The organism is Yeosuana marina, from assembly GCF_011762485.1.
Lineage (GTDB): Bacteria > Bacteroidota > Bacteroidia > Flavobacteriales > Flavobacteriaceae > Yeosuana > Yeosuana marina.
In genome coordinates this window covers 188,174-204,128 of the sequence record NZ_JAAKGI010000027.1, presented here as the reverse complement: position 1 = coordinate 204,128, position 15,955 = coordinate 188,174, and the positions used below count along the sequence as shown (strand labels likewise).

Annotated in this window: 14 protein-coding genes; 3 read left to right on the top strand and 11 right to left on the bottom strand. The window is 31.1% G+C overall.

Translation table 11 applies throughout. The features are described 5' to 3' along the window. Positions 1-41: 41 nt before the first annotated feature. From G5V56_RS15240 to G5V56_RS15205, 8 genes are all read right to left on the bottom strand, one after another. Positions 42-1,163, bottom strand: coding sequence for an ABC transporter permease (locus tag G5V56_RS15240; protein ID WP_166966649.1), 1,122 nt, complete (start codon positions 1,161-1,163; stop codon positions 42-44). Then, positions 1,163-2,269, bottom strand: a complete 1,107-nt coding sequence (locus G5V56_RS15235; protein ID WP_166966647.1) for an ABC transporter permease — start codon at positions 2,267-2,269, stop codon at positions 1,163-1,165. The genes G5V56_RS15240 and G5V56_RS15235 overlap by 1 nt, the downstream gene beginning before the upstream one ends. Positions 2,270-2,318: 49 nt before the next feature. Beyond that, entirely contained in the window at positions 2,319-3,050 is a 732-nt protein-coding gene (locus G5V56_RS15230) for an ABC transporter ATP-binding protein (protein ID WP_166966645.1), read from the bottom strand. Positions 3,051-3,124: 74 nt separating this feature from the next. Further along, a complete protein-coding gene (locus G5V56_RS15225) occupies positions 3,125-4,027 on the bottom strand; it encodes an ABC transporter ATP-binding protein (RefSeq protein ID WP_166966643.1) in 903 nt (300 codons plus the stop codon). A gap of 6 nt (positions 4,028-4,033) precedes the next feature. After that, positions 4,034-4,492 carry an OsmC family protein gene (locus tag G5V56_RS15220; RefSeq protein ID WP_166966641.1) on the bottom strand — a complete coding sequence of 153 codons (459 nt, stop codon included), beginning with the start codon at positions 4,490-4,492 and terminating at the stop codon, positions 4,034-4,036. A 28-nt stretch (positions 4,493-4,520) separates the two neighbouring features. Beyond that, positions 4,521-5,414, bottom strand: a complete 894-nt coding sequence (locus G5V56_RS15215) for an HlyD family secretion protein (protein WP_166966639.1) — start codon at positions 5,412-5,414, stop codon at positions 4,521-4,523. Positions 5,415-5,416: 2 nt separating this feature from the next. Next, on the bottom strand, positions 5,417-6,667 hold the full coding sequence (locus G5V56_RS15210; protein WP_166966637.1) for a TolC family protein: 1,251 nt from the start codon (positions 6,665-6,667) through the stop codon (positions 5,417-5,419). Positions 6,668-6,671: 4 nt separating this feature from the next. Beyond that, positions 6,672-7,280 carry a TetR/AcrR family transcriptional regulator gene (locus tag G5V56_RS15205; protein WP_166966635.1) on the bottom strand — a complete coding sequence of 203 codons (609 nt, stop codon included), beginning with the start codon at positions 7,278-7,280 and terminating at the stop codon, positions 6,672-6,674. 184 nt (positions 7,281-7,464) lie between these two features. Here G5V56_RS15205 and G5V56_RS15200 point away from each other — a divergent pair, with 184 nt between their 5' ends. Together G5V56_RS15200 and G5V56_RS15195 are read left to right on the top strand one after the other, a co-directional pair. Continuing rightward, the gene (locus tag G5V56_RS15200) at positions 7,465-9,261 is read left to right on the top strand and encodes a TrkH family potassium uptake protein (RefSeq protein ID WP_240911343.1); all 1,797 of its coding nucleotides are present in this window, start codon (positions 7,465-7,467) and stop codon (positions 9,259-9,261) included. Between the two features lie 64 nt (positions 9,262-9,325). Further along, positions 9,326-10,009 carry a potassium channel family protein gene (locus tag G5V56_RS15195; protein WP_166966633.1) on the top strand — a complete coding sequence of 228 codons (684 nt, stop codon included), beginning with the start codon at positions 9,326-9,328 and terminating at the stop codon, positions 10,007-10,009. Positions 10,010-10,048: 39 nt separating this feature from the next. On the opposite strand, the gene yccS is transcribed toward G5V56_RS15195, so the two are convergent. Next, positions 10,049-12,193 (bottom strand): YccS family putative transporter, encoded by a 2,145-nt coding sequence (yccS, locus tag G5V56_RS15190; RefSeq protein WP_166966631.1) that lies wholly within the window; start codon positions 12,191-12,193, stop codon positions 10,049-10,051. 241 nt (positions 12,194-12,434) lie between these two features. On the opposite strand from yccS, the gene G5V56_RS15185 reads away from it, so the two are divergent. Then, positions 12,435-13,130 carry a peptidase associated/transthyretin-like domain-containing protein gene (locus tag G5V56_RS15185; RefSeq protein WP_166966629.1) on the top strand — a complete coding sequence of 232 codons (696 nt, stop codon included), beginning with the start codon at positions 12,435-12,437 and terminating at the stop codon, positions 13,128-13,130. Positions 13,131-13,200: 70 nt separating this feature from the next. On the opposite strand, the gene G5V56_RS15180 is transcribed toward G5V56_RS15185, so the two are convergent. Further along, entirely contained in the window at positions 13,201-14,592 is a 1,392-nt protein-coding gene (locus tag G5V56_RS15180; protein ID WP_166966627.1) for a TolC family protein, read from the bottom strand. Then, positions 14,589-15,953 carry an HlyD family secretion protein gene (locus G5V56_RS15175; protein WP_166966625.1) on the bottom strand — a complete coding sequence of 455 codons (1,365 nt, stop codon included), beginning with the start codon at positions 15,951-15,953 and terminating at the stop codon, positions 14,589-14,591. The genes G5V56_RS15180 and G5V56_RS15175 overlap by 4 nt, the downstream gene beginning before the upstream one ends. Between the last annotated feature and the right edge of the window lie 2 nt (positions 15,954-15,955).

The window sequence follows — 15,955 nt, the reverse complement described above, 5'->3', positions numbered from 1 at the left end:
ATAACATAAAGATTTTTTTATGTTTATAAGAGGATGTTAGATTATATAGTTTTCTTATAGTTCCAAACCGCTAAACCATTCATTATAAAAGCAAAAAGAAATGTTTTTAATAATTGTGGCAATATGTCTTGAAGCTGCGCCCCTTTAAGCATTACCATACGCATCACTTCTACAAAATATTTAATGGGATTAAAATCAGTAATGGTTTGAGCCCATTTAGGCATACTATCAATCGGTGTAAATAAACCACTCATTAAAATAAAAATAACCATAAAAAACCAGGATATAAACATAGCTTGTTGCTGGGTTTCTGTAAAATTCGATATGAATAAGCCTATCCCTAAAATAACAAGAATATAAACAGAGGTATAAACATATAATAACAAATAACTTCCTACAATTGGAACATTGAAAATGAGTTTAGCAATTACAAGTCCGATTGTTAAAAGCGCTAAACCAATAATCCAAAATGGAAATAATTTCCCTATGATAAACTGGCTTTTCTTAATCGGTGTTACATTAATTTGTTCTAAAGTTCCAATTTCTTTTTCTCTAACTATATTCATACCCGATAGAAATAGCGTAATCATAGTGACCAATAATACCAATATTCCAGGTACCATATAAGTCTTGTAATTCAAGGTTTTATTGTACCAAAAAGATGGAAGTGTGATGATATTAACAGGATTTGATTGCTTATCTTCAGTTTGAATCAAATCAGCTTTAATATTTTTATTAAAATTTTGAATAATTTGGTTGATATACACATTTTCAACACCAGCTGCCGAACCATCAATAGCATTAATCGTTACACTTAAGCTGATATGTTTTTCTTTTTGTAAATCACGCTCAAAATAATGAGGAATTTCTAAAATAACATCGACATCTCCCTGTGACATAGCAGCATTAGCCATTTTTTCTGAAGGAAAGTCACTAACAATATTAAAATAAGTTGATGCATCAAACCTTTCTATTAAAGCTCGTGATAAAGATGTATGGTCGTTATCAATATATGAGAATTTAATATTTTTTATATCAAACGTAGCAGCATTAGATAGAATGATAAGCTGAACAACAGGCATAATAAATATAATGGGAAGCATCCCTTTATTTCTAAAAATCTGCTTAAACTCTTTTTGTATGATGAACCCAAGTATCTTCATTAGTCTAATCTTATTTTATATTTTTTTATACTTAATCCAATAAAAAACAAGGTCATAACTAACAGAATAAGTGTTTCTTTCCAAATAAATGAGAAACCAACTCCTTTAAGCATAATGGCTTTTATAATGATGATAAACCATTTTGCGGGAATAATATTGCTGATAATTTGTAATGGAACAGGCATACTAGAAATTGGAAAAATAAAGCCTGATAAAATAATTACGGGCAGCATTAATCCCATTAATGAAATCATCATAGCTGTTTGTTGAGTTGCTGACACTGTTGATATTAAAATACCTAATGCCAATGCGGTTATGATGAACAATATACTCTCAAAGCCTAATAAAATAAGACTTCCTTGTACAGGCATTTCAAAAATAAAAATGCTTAAAATAATAATAACTGTAGCGTTAATAACAGATAGCGCTATATAAGGAATTACTTTTCCAGCGATAACTTGTATTGGTTTTAAAGGTGATACTAGTATAACTTCCATGGTGCCTAATTCCTTTTCTCTTGTAATAGAGATGGATGTCATCATGGCGGAAACTAACATTAAAATAACAGTCATGATACCGGGAACAAACATGAATACACTTTTCAATTCTGGATTATAAACCATATGTGTTTCAGGAATAATTTGGTATTCTATGTTGATGCCTTTATTCAGTTCCTTAACATGAGATTGAATAATAGCATTAACATAATTTGAAATGGTATTAGCTGTATTGGGATCTGTTGCATCTGTGATTATTTGAATAGTAGCATGACCATTTTTTACAAGATTTTGATTGAAATCATTTTGAAAACTTATGACTGCTTTTGTTTTTCCTTTTTTGAAAACAGATTCAATATCTTGTTCTTTTTCAATAAATTGATTAACACTAAAATACTTAGAAGCAGATATTTTATTTATGATGTTTTGAGTTGTAACATCTTTTGAATGGTCTAATATTGCAATATTAACATTGTTGATTTCATTGGTAATTGCAAAGCCAAATAGTAGTATTTGAACAATAGGCATGCCAAATAAAATAAACAAAGAACGTCTATCTCTTAAAATGTGGTAAAACTCTTTTTTTATAAAACCTATAAATAGTTTCATGTGTTTATATTTATTGTTTTTTTAACGGACACGTGCTGTTCGATATGAATCATCCTCTTGCTAATTTTAAAAACACATTGTTCATGCTGGTTACTTTAAATTGTTCCTTCAATTTTTTAGGGGTATCTAAAGCTTCAATTTTTCCATTAACCATAATTGAAACCCGATCGCAATATTCAGCTTCATCCATATAGTGTGTAGTCACAAAAATAGTGGTTCCTTCATGTGCTGCTTTGTAGATCATTTCCCAAAACTGTCGCCTGGTAATAGGGTCTACACCACCAGTAGGTTCATCTAAAAACACAATTTTTGGATTGTGCAATAGCGCTACCGAAAAGGCTAGTTTTTGTTTCCATCCTAATGGGAGTGCTCCCACTAAGTTGTCCGCAATATCATGAAGTCCTAATTCTTCAATTAAAGCATTTATTTTTTGTTTAAGAGTAGCTCGTGATAAGCCATAAATTCCTCCAAAAAATGTAATATTTTCTTTAACCGTTAAATCGTCATATAAAGCAAATTTCTGGCTCATATAACCAATATTCTTTTTAATGGATTCTGCTTGTGTAAATACATCAAAACCAGCTACGTTGGCAGCGCCAGATGTGGGATTAGAAATACCAATAAGCATTTTCATGGCAGTTGTTTTTCCTGCCCCGTTTGCACCTAGAAAACCAAATATTTCGCCTTTTTTAACGTTGAAAGATATTGCATTTACTGCTTTAAAATCTCCAAATTGTTTTGTTAAATCGGTAGCTTCTATTACATAATTTATTTCACTCATTAAATTTTATTTGATTGTCCCATCGAGCGCAGTCGAGATGTCTTAAAAGTTCTCGACTGCGCTCGAACAGATATTTATTTTGCTAATGCCATAAAGGTGTCTTCTATGGTTGGATTCGTAATTTCAATAGTAATATTATGCAGTCCTTTGTCTTTTAAATAACTATGTAACTCTTTGATGTCAAATTCATCCCTAGTATCTGTGTAATGAACAAATTCACCAAAAGGGTAGGCACTATATGTGTATTTAAATGTATTTAAGCTATCAATAAGTTGATACATATTATCACTTTTTACATTATATAGTTTCTTTGAATACTCCTTAACAATGTTTTTTGGTGTTCCAATTTCCAATAACTCTCCATTTTGAATAAAAGCAACTCTATCGCACAATGCCGCTTCATCCATATAAGGTGTGGATACCAATATAGTAATGCCTTTTTGCTGTAATCGTTTTAGCATGTCCCAAAATTCTTTACGCGACACAGGGTCAACGCCTGTAGTTGGCTCATCTAAAAACAATACTTTAGGTTTATGAATTAATGCACAACATAAGGCTAATTTTTGCTTCATTCCTCCAGATAATTTTCCGGCTCTACGGTTTTTAAAAGGCTCTATTTGAACGTAGATATCTTTTATTAAATGGTAGTTTGCTTCAATAGTTGTTTTAAAAATAGTGGCAAAAAACTCTAAATTTTCTTCAACTGTTAAATCTTGATACAATGAAAATTTCCCTGGCATGTAGCCAACACAATTCCGTATGGCTTTATAATCTTTTATAACATCATAACCCGCCACTGAGGCTTGTCCTGTATCGGCTATTAGTAAAGTTGTTAATATTCTGAATAAGGTAGTTTTTCCTGCACCATCAGGACCTATAAGACCAAAGAGCTCGCCTTCATTGACATTAAATGAAATATCTTGAAGCGCCTGAATGCTTTTATAAGACTTACTGATATGATTGACAGAAATACTCATATACGTTTATTTTTGAACAGTGATTTTAGGTTCCATAGTTATTTTAGAGGTAATGGAATTTGAAATTAAACATGCCTTTTCAGATTTTTCAAGAATGCGTAAGGCTTTATCTTTCTGGTCTTCATCACTGATAAAGACTTCAGGAAAAAGCAATACTTCAGACATAACAAATTTTCCATCTATTTTCTCTAAAATCCCTTTTGAACCACATTTAAAACTAATGAAATCAAATTTTGAGTATTCAGAAATAGCTAAAAAGGTCGTCATTAAACAACTGCTTACGGCTGCGGTAAATAAATGTTCAGGTGACCAAATATTTGGTATTCCTTTATCAAAATCAGGCGGTGTAGCAACTTCTATACAATTTTTTTCATTAGAATCGTTTTTACGTAATTCGGGTGAACACATCATTCCTTTTCGGTCTTGTGTCCAGGCTATGTCAACATTGTATTCATGTTTGTCCATGGTGTTTATTTTTAAAGATTTATATGTATTAATTATTAAGCCACATTTCTGCTGGCATACCAATTTTTAGGCTGCCATCGTTTTTTACGTCTATTTTAACGGCGTATACCAAGGCAACGCGCTCTTCTTTTGTTTGGATTATTTTTGGTGTAAATTCTGCTTCTGAAGAAATCCATGTAATAACACCTTTATAAGACTTCATAGTGTCTTTATCATCAATTTTCACGGTGACTTCTTGACCTATTTTAATAGAAGGAAGTTGCGTTTCGCTAATGTAAACACGCAATTCCATAATACTTAAATCGGCTATTTTATAGAGTGGTTTACCAAATGATGTAATCTCATTGGGTTCTGCGTATTTGACTAAAACCGTTCCGTTTATTGGATTGACAATCTTACTTTTTTTAAGCTGGTCATCAATTTGTTTTATTTGTACATCTAGGCTGTTCAATTCATTAACAATAGGCGCGTTCTGGGTTTCAATGCTTATAACCTTCTCATTAATCACATTAATTTCCCCATTAATATCATCGAGTTGTTTTTGTGTTGCAGCATTATCTTTTAGCATATTTTCAATGCGTTGTCTATTCTTTTTTGCGGTTGCTAATTGCGCTTTTAAAACACTTATTTGAGAGAGAACACCTTTTGATCGTGATATGGCAGTAGCTTTTGCAACAACTAATTGTTCCCGTTTTAATGTTAAGGGAATGGTATCAATATAGCCTACGAAGGCTTCCTTTTTAAGGGTTTGGCCTTCTTCAATAGTGAACATTTCTAGTTTCCCATTATTTTCTGAAGACACTGTAATTTCAGTAGCTTCAAAATTGCCATACCCATCGGCTTTTTCATTTCCATTGCTGCATGAAAATAGGGTAAAGGCTAGGGTATATAAAACAAATGTGATTTTTATTGATGTTTTCATTTTTATTGTCCTTTAGTAATATTATAATTTGCTTTAACTAGTGATAGTTGTATGTTGTGTGTTTTTAAATTGGTTTCATCCTCAAACAAATTAGTTAATTCTGTAATGTAAGCAGAGGCAGTAATGACGCCATTTTTTAATTGTGATTCAGAAGATTTTAAGACCGCTTTCCGTAAATCAATAATTTCATTGTCTGTATTGATAAAGCTTTTTATTTTTTCTATGTCAGATTTTTGCTGTTTTAACTCCATATTCGTTTTTAAGTTGAATACTTCTGTTTCATTATTAATTATATCCTTGTTAATTAATAAAGATTGACGTTCTTTTTTGTTTGAATTCCAATCAAAAACCTTCCAGTTAAGCTTTAAGCCAACTATGTAAAAGCTTGTAAATGAATTATCAAGCATATTTAAACCAGGATTTCCATAACCACCTGTTGCGAAACCGGATAGCTTGGGCATATTCTCTTTAGAAAGCAGTTGTTCATTAGCTTGAATTTGTTCTTTTTTAAGGTCAAATAATTGTAATTCTGGACGATTAATGTTGGTTTCGAAGTTTGTTGTAAGATCTGGATTTGTTAAAACAATACTTGGGCTGATAGTAGTACCTGTTAATGAAGATAAGGTTTCAAACAAGCTCGATTTGTTGTATTGAATTTCAGAAAGCTGCTGGTTAATTTTAAGTAATTCTGCTTCCAAAACCTTGTCTGATGCTGGTAAAATAGTACCGTTTTCAATACCTGATTTTACTTCTTTAATTCTGGCAATAAGTTGATCTTGTTTAGCTCTTAACAACGCCTTCTTTTCTTGTAAAAGCACAATAGAAAAATAGAGTTGGTTGACTTGCTTTTTCAACTGATATAAAGAGACTTCAACTTCCTTTTGCTTTGTTTTTAAGTTTGCCGATTTCGCTTGCAAAGAAGCGTTTATAAGTCCTCCATTATAGATTAACTGATTTACAGATGCTGTAGCTTTATATTGATCTTTATTAAGAGGTTGTATGCCTGTTCCAGGAATAGGAACTTGCGTGACATCTGATTGATAGGTAGCTTGTGCCTCTAAGTTTACTTGTGGCAAAGCTTTATTTTTTATAACGTCTAAGTCGTAAGCATTTTGTTGTTCTAAAAGTGCATTTTGCTTTGCTAACGGATAGTTTTTGTCAACTAATTGGTAACAATCATCTAAGGATAATTGGTTTTGGGCAAAAGTTCCAAAAGAAACTAGCAAAACACTAAACATTATAATATGTTTCATGATATTATACTTTAATTGAATTAATGATAAAATTGGCGACATGTGTTTTTCGTTCTTCTATAAGTAGCTTAAATTGGTTATCATCAATATCTCCAATCGCTTCAATAAGCGGCTTACCAATAAAAGGGAAGACATTTAATGATAGAATATTGATAAATAATTGCTCTGCTTTAATGGGTTTTATTTGACCGGCTTTTACTTCATCATTAATTTGATTTTTAAATTTTTTTAAATTAGGAAATCCTGGATTTTCTTTCATTTGTAATATGAATTCTGGATTTCTATTAATCTCTTGAATGATAAAATTTGGTAAATAGGGATGCTGAATGATAAAAGAGATGTAGTTATATGTGAAGTTTTTTATTTTATCTTCAATGGATGATTCATCATTTAAAATCTCATTTAGTTGGGGTGCTATCATCTCAAAAGCAGCCTTAAATACGGCATCAAAAAGCATTTGTTTGCTTCTGAAATAGTAATGTAGTAGCGCTTTATTAATGCCTGCTTCATTTGCTATTTCTTGCATTCTAGCTCCATCCATACCCTTTAGTTGAAACACTTTTTTTGCTGCGTTTAAAATATTTTGTTCTGTGTTTTGATCTTTTTTATCCATGTTTAACTAAATAGTTTAACCATTTGGTTAACAAAAGTAATACTTTTTTTGAAACAGAAAAAAAATCAAGCAAAAAATTAAATGAAACACATAGAAAATTAGTTAAACGCGAATATAATGGGACAACAACAGCTAGATATATTTTATAAAAAGACTTTATGTTTAAGTCATAAAACCTATTTTTGTGAAAAATTTAAGCTTAAATACATTGAGAATAAATAATATATCGTTTCAAAATGTTTTAAAACAGTTTTACCGATTCGTTTTTATATCAAGTTTACTAGGACTTTTTCTATTTATATTTGATTTTGGTTTTGATCAATCATCAAAAGTTCAGAAAGTATTAAATGCGTGCTATTTTATAGTTTTAATATTAGGTATTATTACTTCAGTACTCAGGTATACAAGAAGAGAGAAAGAAATAGAAAGAAGCGTTTTAACGTTTGATATTATAAGTATCTTTATTACAATTGCAGTTTTGTATGTTCATTTTTTTTCAGAAGAAGCGCATCATCATTTAACCTTTCTGTATAACGATAACTGGCTTAAGTTTGTTATAATTTTGACCTTCATTCGTGAGTTTTCAGAGCAAAACATCAATTTTAAACGAACTGTTTTAAATCCTGCACAACTCTTTATCGTCAGCTTTTTAGCTATTATCCTTATTGGTGCATTATTGTTAATGCTTCCTAATGCTACTTATACAGATATCTCCTTTTTAGATGCATTATTTACCTCAACTAGTGCCGTTTGTGTAACTGGATTAATAGTAGTTGATACTGGTACCTATTTTACACTTTTTGGACAATCTATTATTTTAGGGTTGATACAAATAGGAGGATTGGGTATTTTAACGTTTGCCAGTTATTTTAGTTATTTTTTTAAGGGAGGTTCAACGTATGAAAATCAGCTGACCTTAAGTGATGTTACAGGTTCAAATAAACTAGGAGAGGTTTTTTCGACGCTTAAGAGAATTCTTGTTATTACATTTTCAATAGAACTAATAGCCGCTATTTTAATTTTTACAAGTTTAAATAAAACACTATTTGGATCTTTAGCCAATCGTATGTTCTTTTCGGTGTTTCATTCGGTTTCAGCCTTTTGTAATGCAGGGTTTTCCACACTTCCAAATAACTTGTACGAAACTGGTTTTAAGTATAATTACTATTTACAAAGCATCATTATCTTATCTTTTGTATTAGGTGGACTCGGGTTTCCTATAGTTGTGAATATTTTAAAGTATTTGAAATACTTTTTCACGAAACGCTTGTTTTATTTTGGAAACAAAAAACACCCATACAAACCATGGGTTCTTAACTTAAACAGCAGAATTACATTAATAACAACGTTGTCATTAACAGTTATAGGGACTATCGTGTTTTTTATAAATGAGTATAATAACACGCTAGCTGACCACCATGGTATTGGAAAGTTTATTACGGCATTGTTTGGGGCTGCTACTCCAAGAACAGCAGGTTTTAACACTATAGATATGTCTGCGCTCAATTTTTCAACCGTTATGATGATTTTTTTATTAATGTGGATTGGAGCTTCTCCGGCATCTACTGGTGGTGGTATAAAAACAAATACCTTTGCCATCGCAATCTTAAACTTTATTAGTTTGGCAAAGGGTAAGGCTAAGATTGAAATTTTTAGGAGAGAGATTGCAGATGTTTCTGTAAGAAGAGCTTTTGCAGTAATTTCATTATCTTTATTAGTTATTGGTGTGGCTATTATGCTAATTTCTATTTTTGATAGCGATAAAAGTTTATTGGATATAGCGTTTGAATGTTTTTCAGCTTACAGTACCGTTGGGTTGAGTTTAGGAATTACAGCAAAATTAAGTTCATTAAGTAAATTGGTTATTATAGCGGTTATGTTTGTTGGAAGAGTTAGTATGTTATCCATATTAATTGCCGTTGTTAAAAAGGTAAAACAGCAAAACTACAGATACCCAAAAGAAGAAATTACAATAAATTAAAATAAACATATGAAACGAGCATGCGAACAGCATGTGACCGCTGAAAAATAATAAATATAAACACATGAAATATATCATTGTTGGATTAGGAAATTTTGGGGCGTCATTGGCGATGAAATTGACCGAAAAAGGAAATGAAGTTATAGGCATTGATACTGATATGAATAGGGTAGATGCTTATAAAGAAAAAATATCTCATACTATTTGCATGGATGCTACCGATGAGTTTACAGTTTCAGGATTGCCACTAGCAGACACCGACATGGTTGTTATAGCCATCGGAGAAAATAAAGGAGCCAATGTTATGGCGACAGCTTTGTTTAAAAATTTTCAAGTAAAGCGATTAATAAGTAGAGCTATAGAACCGTTGCATGAAAAAGTATTATATGCTATTGGTGTAGATGAAATTGTACATCCCGAAGAAGAATCTGCCGAACGATGGGCAAAAAAATTATGTTTAAAAGGAGTTGTTGACTCCTTTGAATTAAGTGATGATTATAGTATTGTTGAAGTAAATTTACCTTCAAAATATAACGGAAAAACAATTAAAGAAATAGGCATTCGAGAAAACTATAATTTGTTAGTATTAACAACGATATCAAATAGAGAAGAAAAAAGTATCATTGGTAAAACTAGAAATATTGCAAGAGTACGTGGTATGGCTCATCCCAATGATGTCTTAAATGCTGATGATATCTTAGTAGTCTATGGTTCTAATGATCATATAAAAGAGTTCTTAAAAAAATAAAAGGGCTACGTTAACTGTATTACAGGTCATCCTTTACAATTATTTTTTATCGATTGTTGTAAGTTTAAAAAGATTTGCTTGTTCTAGAATTTGAATGGTAACTTGGGCTATATTATAGAGTAAAACATACTGTATTTGTGTTGTCTCTTTATTCTGAGTAAGCAATTGCGTACTAATATCTTTTAACGAATTCTCAATAGGTTGAAGCTTACTATCATCTTCAGAAGTTAGCCAGTTAAATGCTTCATTTAAGGCTTTTAAAATATCATTTTCAAATGCTAAAATATGTAAGGATTCATTTTTTTGCTGTTCTCTATGAGCTCCTAAAGCAGATAAATATGAAAGTAATGCATGGTTTAAATAGGTTAGTGTAAATGCCGTTTTGTTTAGTTGTTGCTGCTTTTGAGGGTCTAATTGCATGTTTTGCCAAACTTTGACTAAGGCATTATCGGCGCGATGTGCTTCTCTTCTTGCGATTCTGTATGTTAAATCATCTGATGTTTGGTTTTGATATTCATTCAATATAGCTTTAAAATAAGCCGTGTTTTTATGGATAACATCTCTTAACAAGCCTGGCAATTTTTTATATTGCCACTCTGGCCATAAAAAGCGAATCACTATAAACGAAATAAAAGCCCCAATAAATGTGTCTATTAAACGGGGAGTCATGACATCAACACCTTTGTTAGCAATAATATTAAAGGCACATAACACAAAAACGGTAATAAAAATAACCGCCACGGAATAACGGCGTTTCATCCAAATAAAAAATAAATATGCCGATGTAATCATTAATACAATTTGTCCAGAAAATGAAAATAATCGAATGACTAAAACACCAATAATAACGCCCGATAAGGTTCCTAAGGTTCGTTGCAATAAGCGTTTTCTTGTCTCGCTAAAACTAGGTTGTAATACAAATAAAATAGTCAGGACAATCCATTCTCCTTTTGCGATATTAAAAAATTCAGAGACGGTAAAACCGATTAAAAAACATAGACTCAGTCGTAACGCATGCCGCATTCTGGGGTGTTCAAAATGTAATTGTAATTTCAACCGTTCGAAATACGAACGTGTTTCTTTTTCTAATTTAGGCAATGAATCCCGATCATAATTATTAGTAATATTCTTTAAGGTTTCGTGAGATTGTGTTAAATTAATAATCAATAATCTTACAGGAAGAGTACCTTTCAATTCGTTTGTCTTTAACATGTTATTCATGGTGTCAACCAACCAATCTAAAGCTATTGGATGTTCGTATGGGCGAGTTGTAAGTAGGCTTTTAGCAAAGTTTTGGGTAGCTAAAGAGAATTCATTTAATAATTGGCGAATGCCTCCAATTAATTGACTGTTAGCAGGGTTTTCGCTTAATAAATCATACCGTTCATGACTGGATGTAGCACGTTCATGCAAACTTTGCAAAACCATGAAATAATGCAAATAGGGCTGCAGGGTTTGTTGATTTTTAAGAGCTTCTCCATAGCTGTTTAAAACATCTTTGCAAGCATCTAACGCTTCAACTATTTGTATATTTAATAAAGCGAGTTTTGCTCTTATTTTCTTTTCTGTTGTTTGATCGCTTGGGAAAAGTTTTGCTTTTTCTTTTAAATAGTTTGAGAGCGCATAAAAACCTCTTGCTAATTGTTCGTTTAGAAGACTAAATGGCCTTAAAAGTAATAAGACATACGAAAAACTACTGTAAATTAAGGCTCCTAATGTTAGCAATATGGGTTGTATATACCAATTAGGACTTATTTGCGAACCAATCATCGTGTAGATTCCTATGAGTAAAGCTCCAAAGGTAACACCCCTGAATCGCTCATTAATACCACCTATTAAAATGAATACAATAGTTGAAAGCGCAAGTCCTAAACCTAATAGAATAGGATATGGTTGCAATAATTCCACAGAAAAACTAGCTATGGCAAAACTGATAACCTTTAATGCCATTGACTTTAAACGTCCGTTTGGATGATCATCGGTCTCAGAAAGTGCACCAGCAAGAGCTCCTAAACCTAAGGTAATTCCATAAAATGGTAATCCTAAAATCACCATTAAAATAACTAAGGCACCAATGACTATCGTTGCTTTAAAAGCTAATAGTCTATTTGGATTTATTAGAAATGAATCTCTATAAGAACTGTACCAAGCTAGTTGTTTTAAGTTGAAAGAGAATCTCTTCATTATTAATGATTATTCTGAATTAAATCTCAAAAATAAGCAATAGAATACAGAACCAAACAGATTATTTATCCTCTTTAAGCGGATTTTATCTGCATAATTAAATTTTCAAGATATATTTAAAAATAAGTCTTGTCTAAATTATAATTTTTCGTTTCATCGACTATATTTTGAGTTCATAAGATTTTTTAGGGTATTAGCATTTAATCATTTAATTTCGAATTAATTAATTCATTTTCCCTTTATGAAAAAGTTAAATTCCCTCATTTGCTTGGTCTGCGTTTTTGGTGCTTACCAGTCTTTTTACGCACAAGAATATGCTTCCGTTTTAGATAATAATACATTTGTACCAGAAAAAAACAGTGCTGTTTATGATTATTCTGAAAATAACTTAAACAAGGAAACTATTTCTGTTTCAGAAGTTATTGAAAAACCAGCAGATTATAAGAGACGTAGTCCTATTTACGATTTTTCTGAAAGTAATTTGAACAATGTAGATACGATTCCTGATTATATAAATAAAGAAAACAAAATAAAGATATCAGGAACTATTTATAAAAGTGATGGGGTAACACCTGCTAGCAATGTTCTTCTATATATTTATCAGCCTGACGAGAATGGTGTTTATGAAATGAAAAAGGAAAACCACAAGCGTTATGTTTACCATAGAGCTTGGATAAAAACTAATGAAGATGGACAATATACCTTTTATACGTTTATGCCAGGTAGGTTTTTACACAGTAACGAACTTAAGAATATACACAGAGAAATTAAAGAACCTGGCAAAGCTGAATATGCTCTGGATGCCTTCTTTTTTGATAATGATCCTTTAGTTCAAGGTCTGTCTGAATCTTGTCGCTCACAATTAAACAAAAGTGTTTTAAAACTTGAAAAGAAGAACGATATATACGTTGCTACAAAGGATATTGTTTTAGAATAAAAAATAATATTTCTCCTAAAACTAATAATCATAAAGGCTTCATTAACCAAAATGAAGCCTTTATTTTTTCTTAATTTAAACTATTTATAACTCTTAATAGGTTAGATTTGCTATTAAAAAGCATAAATTCTGTATCGATTTTTTTAAGTTGACTTTCTATAAGTTTAGCTTCTCTATAATTAACCAAAAACAAGGAACCCTCGCCTAAATCAAATTTACGCTCTTCACTTTTTACTAATTGTTTATAGTCGGTAACTAAATTTAAAAGTAGTTGATTTTGGATTTTATAAGATTCGATTTCCTGTAATGTGGCATCAATTTTATTTTTTAAACTAACCTTGGTTGCAGAAATATCAAAGTCTATATCTTGTAATTTAAGTTTTGTAAGTTTCAAATCTGCACGTTCTTTACGAAGGAATAATGGAAAACTAATGATTAATCCACTCTTATAATTTGCTGTATTTAATAAATTAATGTCATTATAATCCGTCGTTAAAAAATTATATTCTAAATCAACTCTAGGTAATAGATTATTTGTTTTTAATCGTTTGTCAATAGTTAATATGTCTCTTTTAAATTGAAGTTCTTTGAGTTTAGGATGATTTTCTATAGATACATCAGATACGTTTAAAATGGAACTATTTAAAACTAAATCAATCTTGTTAATGGTTTCAATATCGGGCGTTATACTATCTGTTAATTCTACAGGTAAGTTGTTTTCTAACCATAGATAATTTGAAATTTCTAAGGTAGATTTGATGTAACCAATTTTAGCCTTTTCAAAATCTAACAATCTATTTTTTAAATTTATACTAGCCTCAAGCGTATCAATAGCAGGTTTATCTCCAGCTAAATAATTTGTTTTTACATTATTAAATCTTGTTTCAGCATTTACTACAAAATCTGAAAAAATTATTTGTGATTGATAATTTTTAAGCCAATTAAAATAAGATGTGATGGCATCATATAAAATTTCATTAATAACTTGGTTTTGTTTTGCTTGTGCTTGTTTTGTATATATTTTAGCTTGTTTTAAGGTCGCCATTCTGTCATTAGCAAGTAACCCTTTTGCAAGAGATATTGAAACTCCGGCACTGTACAAACCATCTGTTGGGGTGTTATATTCTGGATTTAAATAGGTTCCTTCATTATTTTCATATTTTCCTTTTAACTCAATTCCGTACCATGTAGGGATTTTAAAAGTTGCATTAAGTTTATCATAATATTCAGTGCTTTTAAAGGTCTTTCTATTATAATCTACTTCTATCTTGGGATCAAAAGCCCCTCTAGATTTTAGTAATTTAGCTTCACTTTCGCTCGTTATAAGTTTTGCCTGCTTTACAATTGGGTGAAATGCTTTTACATATCCAATGTATTCTTCCAAAGATAATACTGTGCTATTCTCTTGAGAAAAACCAATAGAAAAAGATATAAAAAATAATACAACAGCTAATTTTTTCATGAACTCTTCTTTTTAGTTTTAGCACTATCTAAGTTTTTATTTGGTTGATAGAAGTTAGGAGGGAAGCTATTGATTTGCCTCCACAATTCAAACCAAATAGGCACATTATCTAATAATGCAATAGTTTTTGCTCCTGAACCAACACGAATAGCTTCTGGCCAATTCACATCGTTTTCATCTGGTTTTACTAATACACGATACATACTATTAGCGCTAATAAAGTTTTCAATGGCAACTACTTTAGCGCTGTAGGTTCCGTAAGACACATTTGGCCATCCGCTAAATACAATAGCAGGCCATCCATCAAATTGAACTCTAACTTTTTCTCCTACATGTATTAATGGTAAATCTATTGGGCGTACATACATTTCTACAGCTAATTCATAATTTGCAGGCATAATACTTACCAATTGTTCTCCTTCTTTAAAAGTTTCACCAATACCAGATATTATGGCTTTATTAATATAACCATCTTGCGGAGCTGTTACAAAAAGCAGACTACTTCGTTTTGTGTAGTTTGCTAAACTCGTCTCTAATTTTGATACTTGCGCTTGAGTATCAAAACCACTTGATTGGGCTGCATATACATCACTTTCTGCTTTAGCTAACTTATCGGCATAAGTGGCATTAATAGTAGATATGGCAAGTTGACTGTTTATAACTTCATTTTTTGTACTTAAAAATTTATTTTCCTGTGAAATTAATTTAGCATTAGCCTCTTGAAATTTTGAACGCTTTTCTTCTACATCCTTAACTGCTTTTAAACCGTCTTTCTGTAGTGTAAGTGTTCGTTCATATTGAATCTTAGCAATATCTGCATTTATTTTGATGGCTTCTAAATCAATACTATCACTTTTCACTTTTAAGCGAGATTGCAACAGCTTGTTTTTTGCTTGTTCTAATTTTAAACGCCGTTCTTGTTGTAAGGCTGAAATCTGACTCTCATAAGCGATAACTTTGTTTTTATAAGCGACTACAGACGACGATTTAGCCAAAAGCTGGTCATCTGTTCGTTGAGCTAATTTCTCATCAAAGTAATCACTTTTTACTTCTGAGATACGAAGTATAGTATCACCTTTTTTGACAAAATCACCTTCTTGTACAAACCATTCCTCAATACGTCCAGGAATCTGTGATTGCAAGGTTTGAGGACGTTGATTAGGTTTTAACGTCGTCACAGTTCCATTACTCGTAATGTTTTGCGTCCACGGCAAAAAAAGTATAACTAATAAAACAATAGCTAAGATTAATAAGAATTTTTTAAATATTTTATGATATTCTTTAGTAAATATTTCTTTTCCTGATTTAAACTTAGTGAGGTCTATAAATTCTGAAACCTTATTACTTGATATATTTAACATAG